Origin of the sequence: Clostridioides sp. ZZV14-6009, assembly GCF_020658095.1 — a bacterium.
Taxonomy (GTDB): domain Bacteria; phylum Bacillota; class Clostridia; order Peptostreptococcales; family Peptostreptococcaceae; genus Clostridioides.
This window is the reverse complement of sequence record NZ_JAGWDG010000018.1, coordinates 22,913-42,797: the sequence shown is the minus strand read 5'-3', so window position 1 is coordinate 42,797 and position 19,885 is coordinate 22,913. Positions and strand designations below refer to the sequence as shown.

The 19,885-nt window shown below is 27.9% G+C and carries 17 protein-coding genes; all 17 read right to left on the bottom strand.

The window, feature by feature from the left end:
- Window positions 1-14: 14 nt before the first annotated feature.
- The 17 genes from KGF36_RS17125 to KGF36_RS17045 all read right to left on the bottom strand — a co-directional run bounded on the left by KGF36_RS17125 (window position 15) and on the right by KGF36_RS17045 (window position 19,764).
- Window positions 15-734 carry a phosphatase gene (locus KGF36_RS17125; protein ID WP_227829838.1) on the bottom strand — a complete coding sequence of 240 codons (720 nt, stop codon included), beginning with the start codon at window positions 732-734 and terminating at the stop codon, window positions 15-17.
- A 117-nt stretch (window positions 735-851) separates the two neighbouring features.
- Window positions 852-2,117 (bottom strand): 30S ribosomal protein S1, encoded by a 1,266-nt coding sequence (locus KGF36_RS17120; RefSeq protein ID WP_227829839.1) that lies wholly within the window; start codon window positions 2,115-2,117, stop codon window positions 852-854.
- Between the two features lie 212 nt (window positions 2,118-2,329).
- Window positions 2,330-3,697 (bottom strand): MATE family efflux transporter, encoded by a 1,368-nt coding sequence (locus KGF36_RS17115; protein ID WP_227829840.1) that lies wholly within the window; start codon window positions 3,695-3,697, stop codon window positions 2,330-2,332.
- 242 nt (window positions 3,698-3,939) lie between these two features.
- Entirely contained in the window at window positions 3,940-4,377 is a 438-nt protein-coding gene (locus KGF36_RS17110; protein ID WP_227829841.1) for a COG2426 family protein, read from the bottom strand.
- 31 nt (window positions 4,378-4,408) lie between these two features.
- Window positions 4,409-5,038, bottom strand: a complete 630-nt coding sequence (locus tag KGF36_RS17105) for an HAD family hydrolase (RefSeq protein WP_227829842.1) — start codon at window positions 5,036-5,038, stop codon at window positions 4,409-4,411.
- Window positions 5,039-5,059: 21 nt separating this feature from the next.
- Window positions 5,060-5,947 (bottom strand): decaprenyl-phosphate phosphoribosyltransferase, encoded by an 888-nt coding sequence (locus tag KGF36_RS17100; RefSeq protein ID WP_227829843.1) that lies wholly within the window; start codon window positions 5,945-5,947, stop codon window positions 5,060-5,062.
- A gap of 27 nt (window positions 5,948-5,974) precedes the next feature.
- Window positions 5,975-7,198, bottom strand: a complete 1,224-nt coding sequence (locus KGF36_RS17095; RefSeq protein ID WP_227829844.1) for a DUF6080 domain-containing protein — start codon at window positions 7,196-7,198, stop codon at window positions 5,975-5,977.
- A 488-nt stretch (window positions 7,199-7,686) separates the two neighbouring features.
- Window positions 7,687-8,829 (bottom strand): aldo/keto reductase, encoded by a 1,143-nt coding sequence (locus KGF36_RS17090; RefSeq protein ID WP_227829845.1) that lies wholly within the window; start codon window positions 8,827-8,829, stop codon window positions 7,687-7,689.
- A gap of 139 nt (window positions 8,830-8,968) precedes the next feature.
- Window positions 8,969-9,835 (bottom strand): cation diffusion facilitator family transporter, encoded by an 867-nt coding sequence (locus KGF36_RS17085; protein ID WP_227829846.1) that lies wholly within the window; start codon window positions 9,833-9,835, stop codon window positions 8,969-8,971.
- A 253-nt stretch (window positions 9,836-10,088) separates the two neighbouring features.
- The gene (locus KGF36_RS17080; protein ID WP_227829847.1) at window positions 10,089-11,636 is read right to left on the bottom strand and encodes a glycine betaine ABC transporter substrate-binding protein; all 1,548 of its coding nucleotides are present in this window, start codon (window positions 11,634-11,636) and stop codon (window positions 10,089-10,091) included.
- Complete coding sequence (locus KGF36_RS17075) at window positions 11,629-12,765, bottom strand: ABC transporter ATP-binding protein (RefSeq protein ID WP_227829848.1); 1,137 nt, start codon at window positions 12,763-12,765, stop codon at window positions 11,629-11,631. The genes KGF36_RS17080 and KGF36_RS17075 overlap by 8 nt, the downstream gene beginning before the upstream one ends.
- Window positions 12,766-13,036: 271 nt before the next feature.
- On the bottom strand, window positions 13,037-14,134 hold the full coding sequence (dinB, locus tag KGF36_RS17070) for a DNA polymerase IV (RefSeq protein ID WP_227829849.1): 1,098 nt from the start codon (window positions 14,132-14,134) through the stop codon (window positions 13,037-13,039).
- 396 nt (window positions 14,135-14,530) lie between these two features.
- Window positions 14,531-16,036, bottom strand: a complete 1,506-nt coding sequence (locus KGF36_RS17065) for a DUF1846 domain-containing protein (RefSeq protein ID WP_227829850.1) — start codon at window positions 16,034-16,036, stop codon at window positions 14,531-14,533.
- Between the two features lie 261 nt (window positions 16,037-16,297).
- Entirely contained in the window at window positions 16,298-16,648 is a 351-nt protein-coding gene (locus tag KGF36_RS17060) for a DUF6483 family protein (protein WP_227842975.1), read from the bottom strand.
- A 222-nt stretch (window positions 16,649-16,870) separates the two neighbouring features.
- Entirely contained in the window at window positions 16,871-17,062 is a 192-nt protein-coding gene (locus KGF36_RS17055) for a hypothetical protein (protein WP_003418667.1), read from the bottom strand.
- Window positions 17,063-17,182: 120 nt separating this feature from the next.
- Entirely contained in the window at window positions 17,183-18,097 is a 915-nt protein-coding gene (locus KGF36_RS17050; RefSeq protein ID WP_227829852.1) for an MBL fold metallo-hydrolase, read from the bottom strand.
- A 170-nt stretch (window positions 18,098-18,267) separates the two neighbouring features.
- A complete protein-coding gene (locus tag KGF36_RS17045; RefSeq protein ID WP_227829853.1) occupies window positions 18,268-19,764 on the bottom strand; it encodes a 4Fe-4S dicluster domain-containing protein in 1,497 nt (498 codons plus the stop codon).
- Window positions 19,765-19,885: the final 121 nt, after the last annotated feature.

The window sequence follows — 19,885 nt, the reverse complement described above, 5'->3', positions numbered from 1 at the left end:
TCACTCCTAAAACTCTAAAAATTTATATTAAAAAACTCTACAATTTCATCTTCATGATAATTTATTACTAGTTCTTCTGGAAAATTTACTGATTTTAAAACTTTCTCTGCACTTTCAAATTCACCTATAGAATAACATATATGAGAATCTGTACCAAGAATAACTCTTACACCATATTGTTTACATAACAGCAACATTTCACTTGCATTTTCCCAAGTTCCAGTTCTATGAGAATTCGAACTTAATGAAGAGTTGTTTATTTCTAAAAGAATATTTTTATCCTTTGCTTTTTTTACTATAGACCCATAATCTAAAGGGTATCTACTATCATCTGGATGCCCAATTATCTTTACTTTAGGTTTATCCATCACTTTTAAAATAGCATTTGTATTTTCTCCTTTTGTACCTGAAGCTATACAAGGTCTATGCAAACTTGCAATTATATAATCTAAATGTTGTAGCATATCTTCTGGAACATCTAAGTTTCCATCATAATCCATGATATTTCCTTCTATACCTCTAAGAATCCTTAAATCTTGTATTTGACGTGGAAGTAGATGTAAATTATAGAAGTAAAATGGATGTGGTCCTCCTGGCATATTAGGACCATGATCTGATATACCTAAATATTTTATATTTTTTTGAATTGCTTCTTCAACGTTTTCTTTAAAAGTACTATGTGCATGTCCACTTATTAAAGTATGACAATGTACATCTATAATAGCTTTTTTCATTAAATTTCCTCCTAATATCTTATATAAATTTTGTAGATAGTTAAAGGGCTATTTTAAAACTAAAGCTGTCAAAATAGACAGAGTAATGTTTTAAAACAGCCCCCCTTTTTGATTATTTTATATTTCTAAGTCTTTAAATTTATCTTTAAATAATTCTCCAATACTTCCTAGAGATTCTTCTACTTCTAAAAACTCTGTTATATCTTCTTCTGGTTCTCTAGTTGCCTCTTTTATTGAAACTAACATTCTCTTAGTTTTTGGTTTAAAATCAAGAATTTTAACTTTAATTTCGTCTCCAATATTAACAACATTAGTAACTTTAGCTACTCTAGTATCACTCAATTCAGAAATTGGTAAATAAGCATCTACACCTTCTTTGATTTGAACAAAGGCTCCCTTTTCTATAATTCTAAGAACTTTAGCATTAACAACATCATCAACTTGTAATTCTTTTGCTATTAAATCCCATGGGTCATTGTTTATATCTTTTAATGCTAGTGCAATTTTTTTAGTTTCTTGATTTACATCTAATACATAAACTTCCACTTCTTGGCCTTCAGAGACAACATCTTCAACACTTTCAACTCTTGCCCAAGCTAGGTTATTTATATGTGCTAATCCTTCAATTCCACCAATATCTATAAAGGCACCATAAGGCATTATCTTCGTTACTTTACCATCTCTTTTTTGACCAACTTCAAGAGAATTAAATAATTCTTCTTTAGCTAATTTAATACGAGCTTTTTCTTCTTCTCTTTCATGTTTAATTCTAGCTCTTTCGGCTTCTTTTTCTGCCTTAATTTGAACTCTTCTTTCTTCTCTCTCTTTATTTATACGTTCTTGTAATACATCTCTATGAGATGCTACAAATCTATTTTTTCTAGCATCCATTTCTTTTATATATACTTCTAAGTTAAGACCAACAAATTTAGACGTATCTGTAATAAATTTTGTGTCAAGCTGAGAAATTGGTATAAAAAATGTATATGTATTGTAATTAGCAAATACACCTTTTTCTATATTTTTTTCAACATTTACAGTTATTATTCTATGTTCATCATAAGCTTTGTGTAAATCAGCAAAATCTTTTTTTCTATCTAACTGTAACTTAGATAAAGTTATTGTTCCATCTTTTTGAGATACTTTTGTTATTATAGCAGTTATTTCATCATCTATATGATACAAATCTTCTATAGGTTGATTTTTTTCTATATTTAATTCACTTATAGGTATTATTCCATCAAACCCATAACCTAATTCTAGTTGTACTTCGTCATTTCTCACTGCAGTTATTTTTCCAGTTATCAATTCCCCAACTTTCACTTTGCTGAACACTTGCTCTTGTTGCTCAAGTAGCTCTTGCATTGTTAAATCATTTTCCATTATATAAACATCCTTTCCTCTTATTGATTATCATATCTGTAAATATTATACCATTAATATTGCAAATACTTACATTTTTCTTACTATAATTTTAAATTTTAATTCTAGTTTATATCTTTGTAAATTATAAAAAATATCTTCTTAAATTAAAATACAAATTTTAATTTTTATCTAATAAGATATGCTCCTAAAAACCTTATACTATTTAGATTTTACTCCTGTATTGCTTTAGGTTTTGATAGAGAACCTTTATAAAATATAAAGAAACAAATTGCTGTAATAGTAGCTGCTGTTATATCGGCAACTGGCTCTGCTAAAAGTACAGCAAAAAGTTTTTCATCAAAAAACATTGGAAGTATAAATATTAAAGGTATTAAAAGCACAACTTTTCTAAGAAGAGCTAAAATTAAAGATATTTTTGCTTTTCCAAGCGCTAAAAATGTTTGCTGGCAAGCTAATTGTATTCCAAACATAAAAGAACCAGCAAAATATATTTTTATACTCCAACTAGTCATACTAAGTAATTGTGGATTTTTGTTAAATATACTGACAAAAACCGTAGGGAATATCATAAGTAGAATCCACAAAATTGCAGAATATGTAAAACATGACAATAAACATAACTTAAAGGTCTTTTTTACTCTATCAATCTGTCCTGAACCATAATTGTAACTTATTATCGGCTGTGCCCCTTGTGTAAATCCCATGTTAGGAAGCATAAGAATTTGCATTATACTACTCATTATTGCCATTGAACCTACTGCTAAATCGCCTCCATACATCTGTAATTTGCTATTTAATGCTATAAGCACTAAACTCTCTGTAGATTGCATTATAAAAGGAGAAATTCCTAGCCCCAATACCGGTAAAATAATACTTGCTTTAGGCATCATGTATTTCTTTTTTATCTTAAGTATACTTTTCTTTCCAAATAGAAATACCAATACCCAAATAGCAGAAACTCCTTGTGCAATTATAGTGGCTAATGCAGCTCCTTTTACTCCCATACCAAATCCAAATATAAAAATTGGGTCTAGTATTATGTTTATCAAAGCTCCTATAGCAACCGTAATCATACCCGTTGTCGCAAATCCTTGAGTATTTATAAAAGTATTCATACCTAATGAAATTTGAACAAATACTGTACCTATTAAATAAATATTCAAATAATCCATTGAGTATCCAATTGTAGATTCGCTTGCTCCAAATAGCCAAAGTAAGGGTTCTTTTCCAATCTGAAAGCCTATAGTCAAAAGTATCGCCAAAATAACTAACACAGAAAAACTATTACTCATTATTTTCTCTGCTCCATCATTATCCTGTTCGCCCATTTTTATAGCAGCTAGAGGACCTCCCCCCATACCAATTAAATAACTACATGAAGTTATTATAATTATTATAGGAAATGCTACTCCGACACCTGCCATAGCAACTTCTCCACTTTCCATTCTACCAATAAAGATTCTATCTACTATGTTGTACAAAACATTTACAATTTGTGCAATAATAGCTGGTGTAGCCAATTTAAAAAGCAATTTACCCACATTCTCACGACCTAAATCAGTATTTGAATTTTCCATCTTAAAACCTCCTTAATAATTTAATATTTAAATCTATTACTATTAAAAATACATTTTATATAAAAACTTTATTTTATTGATAGACAAGTTTAAATTAATTTCCTCATAAATAATACTATACTATATTTCTTTTATCATAGTAAATATTTTAATACCAAATGAATTTAAATATTTTGCCTAAATAAAAAATATTTTTCACATACTTTCATAAAAAAACTATCCAAATATACTATTGGATAGTTTTATATTATATGTAGAGAAAGGGCTGATACTATAACTCCAGACAATAAATTGCCCAAAAATACCCCTATAAAAGCATCTTTTATTCTCATTTTTAGGATTGAGGCTATCGCAGATGCAGTCCATGTTCCTGTTGTTGGAAGTGGTATACCTACAAATAGTATTATACCTATTATTGAAACGCTTTTTAATTTCTTCATTCTTGAATTTATTTTTTTATCAATTGTGTTAGCAAGTCCCTTAAATAACTTTTTCCCTCTCAAAAACTGCAAGATGTGTCTAAACGTCAATATCAAGGGAATTGATACCAAGGTAGAACCAATCACACTAAATACATAAACCCATATAGGATTTAAGCCCATTGCAATGCCTATAGGAATGGCTCCTCTTAATTCTGTTACAGGAACCATAGACAAAATTAATATGTGCAAATATCCCAAACTATCCCCTCCTATTCTAAGTGATATAAAGCTACGAATTTATTTGTTCTATAACCTCACCATTTTTCTTGTTAACCAAAAATGCATTTTTAGCTAAGGAAAGCATAGGTAAATCACTTTTGGAGTCTGAGTATGCATATGAATTTTCATAATCAATCTCAATTCCAAGTTTATCTAATACAGCATTTATTCTCTGTATTTTTTCAATTCCCTTGCAGTTTTCGCCAATAAATTGGTTTTTGTATCTTGAATTTTCACAAAATAGTTCCGTACCTATAACCTCATCTGCAAAATCATAGTACTTAAAGTACTTCATATATGCATATGGAGATGCAGTTATCATAATTACAACATTATGTTCTTCTTTGTTTTTATATATTACTTTTTTCATAGACTCATTAATTTTTTTCATTATACAACTATCAAAAAAATCTTTTAACTCATCTTCGCTAAAATCTACTATTGGATAAAAGATTGCCTCTTTGGCTTTTTTCAAAGGGACTATTTTAACCAAATACATGATTAGAGTAAAAATTATGTATGGCAATTTTATAATAGTCTTAAGTGTTTTATTTTTTAAAGAATAAATAAAAAAGTCTACCATACTATCAGTATTTATAACAGTATAATCTATATCGAGCAATAATACACCTTTTTTCATAAGTATTTCCCCACCCTATCACTAAAAAATTAATATTATTAAACATGCAATTACCCATAAAATTACGTTTATTTTTAAAGCATTATCTTTTAGTACAATGTCAGTAGGATTTCCTTCATTTGTTTTATTAATTATATAATTATATCTAAGTACACCATAAACTACAAATATTGTTGTAAATATCATATCTGGCTTTTCTGGATTACTTGTAGAATATAATGCATAACATACAATTGTAGAACTTAATATAACTATCATCATTTGATTTAAATTTTCTATATCATAATCTTCTAGTATTTTTCTATGCTCAACTGCATCATCTTTTAAAATTATTATTTCTTTTTTACGTTTTCCAAGAGCTAAATACAGAGATAAAAAAAATGTACATAATATTATCCAGTTTGATAATCTAACATCTATAGCTACACATCCTGCATAAACTCTAAGTATAAAACCAAGAGATATAGAAAACACATCTAATAGAATTATATTCTTTAACTTAAGAGAATATAATATATTATTTATCAAATATAAAATGAGAATTATAGTCAGTTTGAAATTAATAATCGTTGACAAGCAAATTGAAATTAGAGCTAAAACAACAAATAATATATTCGCACTTCTTTTACTTATTCTTCCACTTGCTACTGGTCTATTACGTTTTTTAGGATGTTTTTTATCTTTATCCATATCTATAGCATCATTTAATGCATATGCTGATGATGATATCAAACAAAAACACACAAAAGCTATAAATGTATTTAACAATAGACTTATATTTAGTATATTGTTTGAAAATATTATAGAAGCAAATATAAATAAATTCTTTATATACTGCTTTATTCTCATTAATCTTATATAATCTGAAATTTTAGTAAGAAGATTAATTATTGTATTTGTCTGTTTCATAAACTTACTACCCTTCAACATTATTTTTTAAACAGGATATGATTTTATCCCAATATTTAAAATTTCTATAAATCCATTGATATTACTAATTATTATAGTGACTAGCAACAATGATAAAAATATATTGTACATGCTTTTTTCATTTTTTCTAAGTGCTTTAGTAAAGTAAGCTAATAAAACTATAACTGCAAAACTAAAATTTATAGTCATTATACTTGAATTAGTTAGATTGTACCCTATTATACCATGTAAAACTAAATTAAATAAAATTATTCCCATACACAACTTAGGAACTCTTTTTTCTGAGTTCTCAATAACTGCTAAAACACAAAAACAAAATGCTAATAAAGTAAGAATAACTGGTATTGTTGCAACTTCTCCATTTTGCAAAAATAGTCCTTTTTTAATCTCCGCTCCAGGAAAATAAAAAACTGAATACAATAATCTTTCTATAATCATTGCAACTTTTTCTAAAATAGGCTCTCCACTTATAAACTTTGTATCATATTGTATTACATTTCCAAGATTCATAAAACTTTCATAAGATTTTGTTGAAACTACACAAATATATGCCATTAAAATAAATGTAATTAAATGCTTTAATATTTTACCTATTTTCAACTTAAATTCAAATATTATGTTAAGCAAATACAAATATATATTACTAATAGTTATTCCAAATAATGGTATAGCTGCTAATTCTACTAAATAAGAGTTTTTTCCATTCATTTTATTTGCAATAAATATAAAAAATATTAATGTAAACTGACTATATATAAATCTTTCTACATTCAAGGTCATAAATAGTTGTGGAAAAGAAAATATCATTATCATAGTAAGTAAAATTAAAGTTAATCTCTGCATTTTTATTTTTTTAATATGATTAAAAACTAAAGTTATAGATGTAGCACTAGTTATTATTTGTAGACAAATCAATCCAAATCCATAAGCACTATTAAAATCGGTTGTCCCTGGATTTGCTATCGAGGTACATAGTAAATATATTGGATATGCAAAAATTGATATAATAGCTGAAAATAATACATGCTTGCTATTATCTTGATTTATAGCAAATACATTTAAATTGAATAGTACACCTGTATCTGTATCTAATAATACATCATAAGTGTTGTTCAAATCATAAAATATTGTAGTTTTAGAAAAGAATGCTATCGTTATTATTAAATAAGTTATTGTGACTAATATAAATAAAAACATCTCATTTTTATATTTAAATATATTATTTTTCAATATATATCACCCTCCATTCATTATATAGGATTTGTTACTACCTACAATTTATTCTTTTAATTATAATAATCATTTTTATAATATCCTTACTTGTTTTATTGTAATTGAATAATTCCTTATTTACAACCACAATATTTACTTTATTAAAAGCTATAATTAAATAAAAATTATTTGTGTAATATATATTGGAAGCCTATAAAATTAGAGTTTGCAAGTGATTTCAATGTAAAATATTGGAATGATTCAATATAAAAATAGATGCTGTCAGTTAGTGTAGATAAAATTTCACTACAATAAATCAAAGCATAATATAAGGTGCTGTATCAAAATAGAGATAAGCCTCTTTTTCATTGTTGAAATGCTGAAAATATATTTGATTTCATACAAAAAAGAGTGCCTCATGAACTAAAAAGTTCATTTTGAGACACACCCTTATAAATTAAGCTATTATTAAATACTATACAAATTTTAAGTACATTATAAATTGATTATACTGTAACATTATTAACTCCATTTTCTTCCCATTGTTTAATTTCTTTTAACCTAGCAATTATCGGCAAATGCTGAGTACACTCAATTTCACATTTTCCACAAGCTATACATTCTTTAGCTTTTGCTTTACTATTCATTGTATAATTCCAATGTGCTAGCCCATAAACCGATTTTATCATTTCTTCATCACTCTTTTTAAACATCTGTTTTTCATTATAGAAAAGCATATATGCTGGAGTGTTTATATCTTTTGGACATACTTTACAGTATCCACAACCTGTACATATTTCATTCATGTTTTTACTTAATCTAGTTTCAATATCATGTATATCTTTATCTGAATATATTTTGTTCTCATCTGCAATTTTACAAGCATCATCTATATCCTGCTTTTTATTAACTCCTATTAACGATATATTTATTTGTGGAATTCCTATGTTAAATCTTAAAGCTGATTCTACAGTACTTTCACCTTCTCTTGCTAGAAAAGAAAGCTCTTCATTGTACTTTGGAATAGTTCCACCACTTAATGGATTCATAGCGACAACACCATATCCATTTTCAACAGCATGTTTAGCACCCTTTAATCTATATGGAAAGTTTAATATATTAATTCCCATAGTAACACCTTCAAACTTATTTTCATCAAGAACTTTTATGACTTCATCTCCTGGCTGATGAGATGAAAATACTATGTGGTCTATCAATCCTTCTTCTTTACATTTTAATAGACCCTCATACTGACCTCCAGGTCTCATTGCAAATTCATAATGTTCCATTTTTCTAATATTCCATATATGATAGAAATTTATTTTAGATACGCCCAATCGCTCTATTGACTTTTTTACAGCATCAATTGCTTTTTCTGCTGTGTCGTATTCTTTTGGCTTCCCTTTTGTAGATACGTAAAAATCTGTTTTACCACCTTTTATCATTTGTCTAAATGCTAGTCCAAATATATCCTCGCTTCTATCATCACAATACCCTGGTGCTGTATCAAAATAATTAATGCCTTTTTCATATGCATATTTAATTAAGTCAGCATTTTCTTGGTCGCTTTTCTCTAAATCAAATCTTAATCCTCCATATCCAACTACTGAAACCATTTTCCCAGTCTTTCCATATTCAACGTATCTCATAATAAATTCCTCCTTAGGTATATTAAGACTTAATTTCTCTATAAAAAATATTATACCATAAATATTTTCAGAAAATATTTATGGTATAATATTTTTTTTATGAATTATAAATTTTTATACTTAGGTCTTCATAGTCAAATTAAAAACTATAAAAAGGTTCAATATGCACTATTACTTGAGCATTTTCATTAATTTCTTCTTGTATTTGTTTCTCAATTTTATGCGTTAAGTCATGAGATTGCTCTACACTTATAAATGGGTCTACCATTACATGCATATCAATATAAATAACACTCTTACTACCTCTACTTCTAATATTATGCACATCTCTCACTTCATTAAATTCAAATACAATTTCCCTTACATACTCTTCATCTACAGCTACTCTATCAACTAAAATTCCAATAGATGGTTTAAATATTCCATAAGCTGAATAAATTATAAACCCAGAAATAATAATAGGAACTACAGATTCTATTATTACTGGAAATCCTAACTTAACACCAACTAAAGTAACCAATACTCCTAAAGACACAAATATATCACTTCTTGTATGCAATGAATCTGAAATCAAGACATAACTATTCAGTTTAGTTCCAACTCTATATTCATATATACAGACAAAAATATTTATAAAAAGAGTAATGACTAAAGCGATTAAACTTTCTATAGTTATAGAAGGTGTAACTGGGTTTGCTAGTCTTGATATAGAACTAAGAATTATCTTAACTGCTATAACAAATAACATACCACTAATAAATAAACTGGTTATAATTTCAAATTTTTTATGCCCATAAGGATGATCTTTATCTTTTGGTTTAGATGCAAAAAAAATACCTATTAATCCTACTATATTAGATGCTCCATCTGACAGAGAATGAAACCCATCTGCTGTCATACTATAGCTTTTAATTTTATTACCAATAATTATTTTTAATAATGCTACAGCAAAATTGGCAAATAAAATTATCCATAACACTTGCTTCACTTTTTTATAATTATCCATAACTGTATACCTCCTCCCTTCGACTTAATCGAAAAAAGACTATGTATCAATATCAATTGACTAGATAAGCAAATTGTATATAAGCACACTTACTATATTTATATTCAAAGTTGGTTGTACTTGTTCATTCAATTTAAAAATTAATTATGAATTAAAAACTATAATATAGGTTTTGTATACAAAAAAAATAAGTTATAGATAGTATTTAAAATACTATCTATAACTTAAGTTCATAATATAAACTATTAATTTTCTATACTAAACCTTCTTTAACTAAGAATGAATGAGCAACTTCTTCTGGTGATTTTCCAAGCTCATCAACTTGATAGTTAAGTTCTCTCATAGTTTCTTCATCTATTTTTCCTGAAAGCATATTCATCACTTTCTCTAACTCAGGATATTTCTTTAGAGTATCTTGTCTCACTAATGGAGCTGCATAATATGGAACAAAGAAGTTTTTGTCATCTTCTAATATCTTAAGATTAAACTTTTTAATAAGACCATCAGTTAAAAATGCATCTACAACCTGAGATTCATCATTGTCTAAAGCTGTATATCTTAAACTTCCATTCATAGCTTTTACATCTTTGAATTTTAGACCATAATCTCTAGAAATACCTACAAAACCATCTTCTCTATTTTCAAACTCTAAAGTTGGTGAGAAAGTAAAGTCACTACTATATTTAGTTAAATCAGAAATAGTGTTTATTCCATACTTCTCTGCAGTTTTAGGCATCATGGCCAATGTATAAGTATTGTTAAATCCAATAGGGTCAAGTAAAGTTAATTGATTCTCTTTTTCCATAGTATCTTTAACAACTTTATATGCTTCATCAGCATCTTTAATTGGTGCATGCTTCATTACATTTACTAAAAGTGTACCTGTATAATCTACATACATATCAAGTTCACCAGACTTAATAGCATTAAATGCAACAGAAGAACCACCTAGATTTAAATTCTTTTTAACGTTAAGGTCTGTATTTTTCTCTATCAATTCAGCATAAACATTACCAAGAATAAGTTGTTCTGTATAATCTTTAGAGCCTATAGTTATTGTCTCTTTTTTGCTTGAAAAACTTGAACCAAAAGTAACAAATAACATTGCAATAATTATTATAGCAGACACTACTTTAAGTCCTATATAATTTTTCTTTGGAACCTTTGGATTTAACCCTTTTGGAGTAACTGCAACTTCAATCTTACTAAATAAATAATCAACTAATAATGCAATTATACATGATGGAATTGCTCCTGCTAAAATCATATTGTTATTTACAGTTTGTACACCTGAAAATACTAAATATCCCAGACCACCAGCACCTATAAATGCTGCAAGAGTCATAAGACCAACCGCTGTAACAGCAGATATTCTAACCCCACCCATTATTATAGGCAAAGCTAAAGGAAACTGTATTTTAAATAAAGTTTGGTTTCTTGTAAGACCAATACCTTTAGCAGATTCTAATACTACTGGGTCAATACTTGTTATACCTATATATGTGTTCTTTACAATTGGTAATAATGAATATACTACTACCATAAATATTGCTGGTTTGCTTCCTATACCAAGTACTGGTACAAGAAGACCCAAAAGTGCCATTGATGGAACTGCTTGAACTAAGTTTACAAATCCAAGCACAATTTTTCTAAGAGATGAGATTCTTGAAATAATTATTCCTAGAGGGACACCCACTAGTATAGCTATCAAAATGGATGTAACAGTTAAGCTCATATGTTGTATCAAAAGCTCTATAATCTTATCTTTTTGCAATAGTATAAAATTGAAAAAATTACCCAAGGACACTCACCTCCATTTCTAGGAATTGCTCACTTAAAACAGAAAGTAAACTACTTCTAGTAATCAGTCCTACTAGTTTATTTTCACTTGAAACAACTGGAATATATCCAACTGAATTACAGTTCATTATATTTAGTATTTCCACTAAATTATCACCTTCATTTACATGCAAAGGCTCTCTTGACATAATATCACTAAGCAATGTCGATTTATCATGAATATCTTTCATATCTTTTACAGTAACAATACCTTTTAGTGTTCTAGCTCTATCTATGATTAGTAAGCTATCAACCTTACTGCTTCTCATAATTTCTATACCTTGAGTTACAGTTCTTGTTGAATTAACAGCAATAGGATTTTTTATCATAATATCTTTTGCTTTTATATATTCTGGATTATCCCAAACTCTATCTTCTCCAATAAAATCTTTTACAAAATCATTTGCTGGATTTCTAAGTATGTTCTCTGGAGTATCATACTGTGCTATTCTTCCATCTTTCATAATACAAATCTTATCAGCTATCTTTAAAGCTTCATCCATATCATGAGTTACAAATATTATAGTTTTTTTCAGTTCATCTTGAAGAGAAAATAATTGTTCTTGTAAAGATGTTCTTGTTATTGGGTCTAAAGCACTAAAAGGCTCATCCATTAATATTATTTCAGCATCAGTTGCAATGGCTCTTGCAACACCAATTCTTTGCTGTTGACCCCCACTAAGCTCTGAAGGATACTTATTTAGAAAATCATCACTATCAAGACCTACCATTTCAAGTAGTTGTAAAGTTCTTGCCTCAATTTCTTCAACTGACTTTTCCTTTTTTAGACGTGGAATTAACTCTATATTCTCTTTTATTGTAAGATGAGGAAATAGACCTGTGTTCTGTATAACATATCCTATTTTCCTTCTAAGTTCTATTTCATTTTCTTGAGAAATTGGTTTACCATTAATATATATTTCACCAGATGTAGGTTTTATTAATTTGTTTATAAGCTTCAAAGTAGTAGTTTTCCCACAACCACTTGAGCCAATTAAAACCACCAATGTGCCTGTTTCAACGGCTAGAGAAATATCATCTAATACTACATTATTTCCCATTTTCTTGGTTACGTTTCTTATCTCTATCATAATTTATCATCCCCTCTTTCGACAAGCAACCTTTGTCATCGCAATAAGTTGTTTTTATAATTATATCACAATATCCCCTTTATGTAAACAAAGTACGACTTTTGGGTTAATACATATTAGTAAACATTACTGTAAATACCAAGCATTTGTATACAATATTCAAAATCAAAAAATATAAAAAATAATAAAAAAATCTCGATAAAATAATACAACACTAGCCTTAATTATATATAATTAAAACTAGTGTTAATTCATTCATTTAAACAAATAGTTATAGTTGAATACTATCCATATACTCAAATAAAGTAATGTCTTTATAAGTTTCTTTTTTATCACTTAAGTTTGATATTGTGACTCCTAATAGTCTAATTTGTTTTCCATTCATTTCAACATTTCTCAATAAATTGTCAACACCACTTCTTATATCATTATATTCATCAATATAATGTTCTAAACTAAGACTTCTAGTTATCTGTGTAAAATCCTCATACTTAATTTTTAATGTCAACGTCTTTCCAAATTTCTCAGAGTTTCTTAATCTATGGCATACTTCCTCACAAAGTTCATCAAGGATATTACGTGTTTCCTCTTCGTCAATATCTAAGTTATGACTTAGTGTGGTCTCTGCTCCAACAGATTTTCTAACTCTATTTGGCTCTACTGGTCTGTCATCTATACCCCTCGCAAATTTATATAAGTCATATCCTCTCTTCTTAAATATACTCTCAAGTTCAAATAAATCTAAACATCTTAAATCATATCCTGTTTTTATACCTAAATTTTTAAGAGTATTTGAAGTGACTTTTCCAACACCAAAAAATTTACTTACAGGCAATTTATCTAAAAAATCCTGAACATTTTCTTCATTTATTACAGTCAGTCCATTAGGCTTTTTTAAATCTGATGCTATCTTAGCAAGAAATTTATTATATGAGATACCTGCTGAAGAGGTAAGTCCAACTTCCTTAAATATATCTCTTTTAATTTGCTTTGCTATTTCAATTGATGAATCAATATTCTTTTTATTTTTCGTTACATCTAAATATGCTTCATCTAAAGATAGTGGCTCTACTAAATCTGTGTATCTATAAAATATATTTCTTATTTGATTTGATACACTTTTATAGACCTCAAATCTAGGTCTTACAAAAACTGCATATGGGCACCTATTATAAGCTACAGCGGATGGCATAGCTGAATGTATGCCAAATTTTCTAGCCTCGTAAGAACACGTTGCAACTACTCCTCTGCTTTGTGGATTTCCACCAACAACCACAGGTCTACCTTTTAATTTTTTATTGTCTCTTTGTTCTATAGACGCATAAAAAGCATCCATATCTATATGAATTATTTTTCTATGAAGCTCCATTATTATCACCTTTTAAAGTATAAATAGATTAAATTTATTTACATCACTGTTTTAATTATACCAAACTTATGTTTCTTTATGCTATTTTTTCATTTATTTTATTTATATATCAATATTTTCTCTTACTAAAATAGTTTATAATCAACTAATTCAATATAATTTATAAAAAATCATAAAAAACACTTGCAAAAACTAGGTAAAAGCTTTACAATAGGTATTCCAAGGAACTAAATTAAAATTCCTTATGGATAACAGTATATATATTAATTTAAATGGGATGTTTTAAAAATAAAAGACTGCCTTATACAAGACAGTCTACTGATTTTATTATAATTGTAATGGACTGCTCAAACTATTACTTTAAAACAGCCCATATTTTTTTGTATAATTATATTTTTAGCTATAGTAAAGATTTTGTGAAGGATACTCTGGGTCACAAGTTACATCTATACCAAGCTTTCTAAATGTTTGTTCATCATCTCTATTTAATATAGTAGTAGAATGAGCTTGACACCCTTTTAATAAAGCTAACTTTTCCATAGCAAATTGTGCAGTTGGATTAGTTACAGCGCAAATACTAAGAGCAGTTAAAACCTCTTGACAGCTAAGTGAAACATTTCTACTTGCTAAAGTTTTTGTTTTTAAATTTATAATAGGCTCTAATATTACAGGTGATATTAAATGCATATCATCAGATATATTGGCTAAATGTTTAATTGCATTTAGTACTGCTGCTGCTGTTCCATTCATTAAGTCAGAACCTTTACCAGTTAATATTGTCCCATCTTCTAATTCTAGTGACACTACAGGACAAGTATCATTTTTATCAGCATTTTCTTTTAACTTATTACTGTAATTTCTAGCAGGTAAAACAACGTTTCTATCTTCTGGCTTTAAGTTAAGTTCTTCCATAATCATTTTCATTCTATCATAAGTACCTTTATCAACTTGTCCCTTTTTATACTCACAGGCAGTTTTAAAGTATCTTCTTATAATTTCTTCTATAGAAGCTTTTCTTATTACTTCATCATCTATTATTCCAAAACCAACTCTATTAACACCCATGTCAGTTGGAGATTGGAAAATTGATTCTTTTCCAGTTATTTTTTCTATTATTTTTTTAAGCACTGGGAATAACTCTAAATCTCTATTATAGTTTACTGACATTTCACCATAAGTTTCAAGATGGAATGAATCTATCATATTTACGTCTTTTAAATCTACTGTAGCTGCCTCATAAGCTATATTTAAAGGATGTTTCACAGGTATATTCCAAACTGGGAATGTTTCAAATTTAGAATATCCAACTACATTTCCTCTTTTATTTTCATGGTATAACTGACTTAAGCAAGTACCAAGTTTTCCACTATTAGGTCCTGGTGCTGTTACTACTACAATTGGCTTTGTAGTTTCTATATAATCATTTGCTCCATATCCTTCATCACTAACTATAGTTTCAACATCTGAAGGATATCCCTTTGTTGGATAATGTTTATAAACTTTGATTCCTCTACGCTCTAACTTATTTATAAATACAGTCGTTGCAGGTTGTCCCTCAAATCTAGTGATTACTACACTATTTACATCTAGTTCATAACCTCTTAAATCATCTATTAATCTTAAAACTTCCATATCATAAGTGATACCAAAGTCACCTCTTATTTTATTTCTTTCTATATCTCCTGCATACACGCAAATTACAACTTCAACTTTTTCTTTCATATGTTGTAATACTTTTATCTTTGCATTTTCATCAAAACCTGGAAGTACTCTTTTTGCATGAAGGTCTCCCATTAATTTTCCTCCAAACTCCAAATAAAGCTTGTCAAAATTATTTACTCTCTCTAAGATATATTTAGACTGCTCTTCTAAATATTTTTTGTGGTCAAATCCTATTTTCATCTTAACACCTCACTAAATTAAATTTCTTTTTGATAACAGTATGTTTATATATATTTTTTTAGTAAAACATCTTATAAAAAAATGTTAATACTTTTTCACTCAAAGTAATATTATACATTTAAGATTAATTTTTTTCAAGATAGTTTTATGGTAAATAAGATATACTTATATTATTAATAAAATAAGAATATTATATTTTATATATTTAAATATAATATTCTCATCTTAATGTTAATTTATTTTAATATTTTTATACATACTTTATTCTAAATTTAAAACCTTCCTAATATCTTCTATACCTTGATAAACTTCTTGTTTAGAAAAATTCATAGACTCTAATTCTTCATCAGTTTTTTCCATAAGCATAGTATAAAATTCTATTGCTATATACTGCATATTTTCACTATTTACAGTTTTAGCTTTATCAAATAAAATTTCTTCTGCTTCATTCACATTTCCCTGGAAAACTAATCTTTTTAAAGTTATTAATATAACTTCTTCTTCAGTATTATATACTAAATCTTTTTCTTCATATTCACTGTATTTTTTCCCCAATAAGAATCTTGCAACCATAAGTTTTATCTCATTGAAAATCTTATCCACTATAGCCATATTTACATCTCCTATAAATAAAATTTATTTTCTTTTTAATTATACCAAACTTTCTAGAGAAAATTATTGTATGTAAATAAAATAATGAATAAATAATTTTTGAATAATAAAAAAAGAAGGTAGCGGGGGATATCCGACTACCTTCAAACACTAGATTGTGATTGGTTTGGTATTTTGTTTATACCCACCATAAGCTTCTTTAAATCATTTAAATTGATTTTTTTAGCATCCACATCCTCCATCAAAAACGTCACCACATTCGCAAAGTATTAATAATAATATTAAGAAAGGTATCCATGCACATAAGTCCATTTCAGCCCAACAGTCTTGGAATGCTAAGAATAAGAAAAATAATATTATTATCCACCAAGCACATCCGCCAAATCCGCCTTCACCAAAAAATCTATCCAACATAATATGTTACCTCCTAGTTATTTTGTATGTGGAGTTTCAGCTCCTAAAATATACTATGTTTAAGGTCTCATATTTGCTAATGATTTTTTTAAATTTTTTTATACAATTTTTCAGAAAACACTATTGACTTACACTTAACTTATTTCCGTCACTATCTATAACTATGTCTCCATTAGAAGTAAGAAAAGTTTTTATATCTAATTTTTTTAATATTTCTAATACTTCTTCATCAGGTTCTTTTTTCTGTGAGCAAGTAATAGCAGCATATTTTGGTGAAATAGATTTAAAAAATGCTTCACTTAATTTATCATACCTTCCATGATGAGGAATTTTCACAAAATCGTATTTTAAAGTATTTTTACTTATAAATTCAGCTAAACGTTCTTCTTCTGCATCTCCTGCAAACAAAAAGTTATGTGTTCCATAATTTATACTAGTGATTATCGAGTAATCGTTTGAACTCTCATAATTACTTTTTAAAGCTGGCTGTATGCTTATTTTTGCTTTATTGATTACAATATTCATTTTTTCTTTCAATACTGTAGGCTCTATACCAGTTTTTTTAAGCGAGTTAATATATTCATCATATTGTTTACTATCTTTTTTATAATTTGCTTGTATTAAATTATTCACTTTAACACTGGACAACACACTATCAACTCCACCTATGTGGTCTTTATCTAAATGAGTTAAAATTAGATAATCAAGCGTATTTATACCTTTTTCTTTTAAATTATTAACTATTTGTTCACCATCTTTATCTTCTCCTGTATCAATCATTATAGCTTTCTTGCCTATCTCAATTAATATGCAATCTGACTTTCCAGTATTTAGTATAGTAGTTTTAAATGCAGTATTTTCTATATCATTTTGAATATTATTTTGACTCATACTATTTTTCTCACTATCTAAATAAGATTTACTTGTTGATTCTGTCTTACCATTAGCAGTTACATTTACTACAATCAATAGCACTGCAATCAAAGATACTGTTGTAATTAAAAACATGATATCTTTTAATATTATTTTCTTCATCCAAAAGCTCCTATAAATTTTATTTATTACATATTTATAGTATAGCAATGCTGACATAATAAAATACACCTAGAAAAAGGGCAAATTCTAGGCATATTTGTGGCATTAAATATAACAAATAGTTTAGTTTTATAATTGTAACTAAGTATTTTTTAAAATATCAATTAATACTATCTTTCTAAATTTAAATCTTCAAACTCTTTTATTTTATCATTAGATAAAACACTCTTCTTAGTTGATTGTCCATTTTTTCTATCAAAAGTATTTTTAGCTTTTACACCTGATAAGAATTTACCAGCTCCATTAATACAGCCTTCTTCGCACATCATTCCTTCTATAAAATTACCTTCTAATCTACCTAATTTAGCCATTGTCATTGTTTTCTTAATTTGTCTTGGTCCAGAAACTTTTATAGGCTCAAAATCAAAACTGATACCTTTTTCAGCAATATAATTCTGTATTGATTTTGTGAGCCCACCAGACGCTCCAAATCCCCTTCCAAAAATTGAACCATCATTTATATCATCATTTGAGCATTTTGACAAATCTACATTAAAAGCTTCAAATAATGCCATTAGTTCTTCAAAAGTTAGTACATAATCCACTGCATCTTTTAAACATTCCTCAGTTGCCTCACTCTTTTTTGCAGTACATGGACCTATAAATACTACCTTAGCATCAGAATCAAATTTTTTTACTAATCTTCCTGTGGCTACCATAGGTGATACTGTAGAAGATATTTTATCAACTTCATCTGGGAACATTTTCTCTATATATTTAAAGAACCCAGGACAGCATGAATTTGTCATATACTTATCTCCAGATTTTATTCTTTCAATGAATTCATTACTTTCACGAACTGTAACTGCATCTGCTCCACAAGAAGCTTCTATCATATCTATAAATCCTAGTGATTTTACAGCATTTTTTAATTGTCCATATGTAATGTTACTATCAATTTGACCTGTTATTGCTGGAGCTACTATCGCATACATATTTTCTTTTCTTGCAAGTTTTTTTGCAACTGGTACTATCAAACTCTTGTCAGATATTGCTCCAAATGGACAAGCTGACATGCATGCGCCACAATTTATACAATTATCTTCATGTATCATAGCTTTCATAGTATCTCTATTAAAATCTAACGCACCAGTTGGGCATACACTTTTACATGGTCTTATAACCTCTGAGATAGCATCATATTGACATGAACTTTTACACATTCCACAAGCTTTGCATAAATCATGGTTTATATAAGCTCTTCCATTTATATAAGAAATTGCTCCAAACTTACAAGCTTCTTTACATCTATGTGCCAAACACCCTCTACAAAGTTCTGTTACTGTAAATTCATTTATTGGACATCTATCACATGCAGCTTCCACTATATACATAATTTGCTCATTGGAGCCTAAATTTACTGAATCTGGATTTATATTTTCATATTTAGTATTTGGTGTCAAACTCAGTGCAAGTTGTGCTCGTTCAAGAACTACCTCTCTCTCTTTATAAACGCAGCATCTATATCTTGCTTTCTCTCCTTTAATTATTTCATATGGAATTTTTTCTATGTTCTCTTTTGTTAAATTTTCCTCAATTGATAGTTTTGCTACAACTGTTAAAATCTCATGTTTCAATCTTTTTAGCTGTGTTTCAAACTCAAACATAAGTACTCCTCCCTATAAACCACCTATTTAACCTATATTTATACTCTTATGTATATTGTATTTTTTATTTATTTCCATAAATTATTATAACATAGGCATGGTCTTTGTTAAGTTATATACA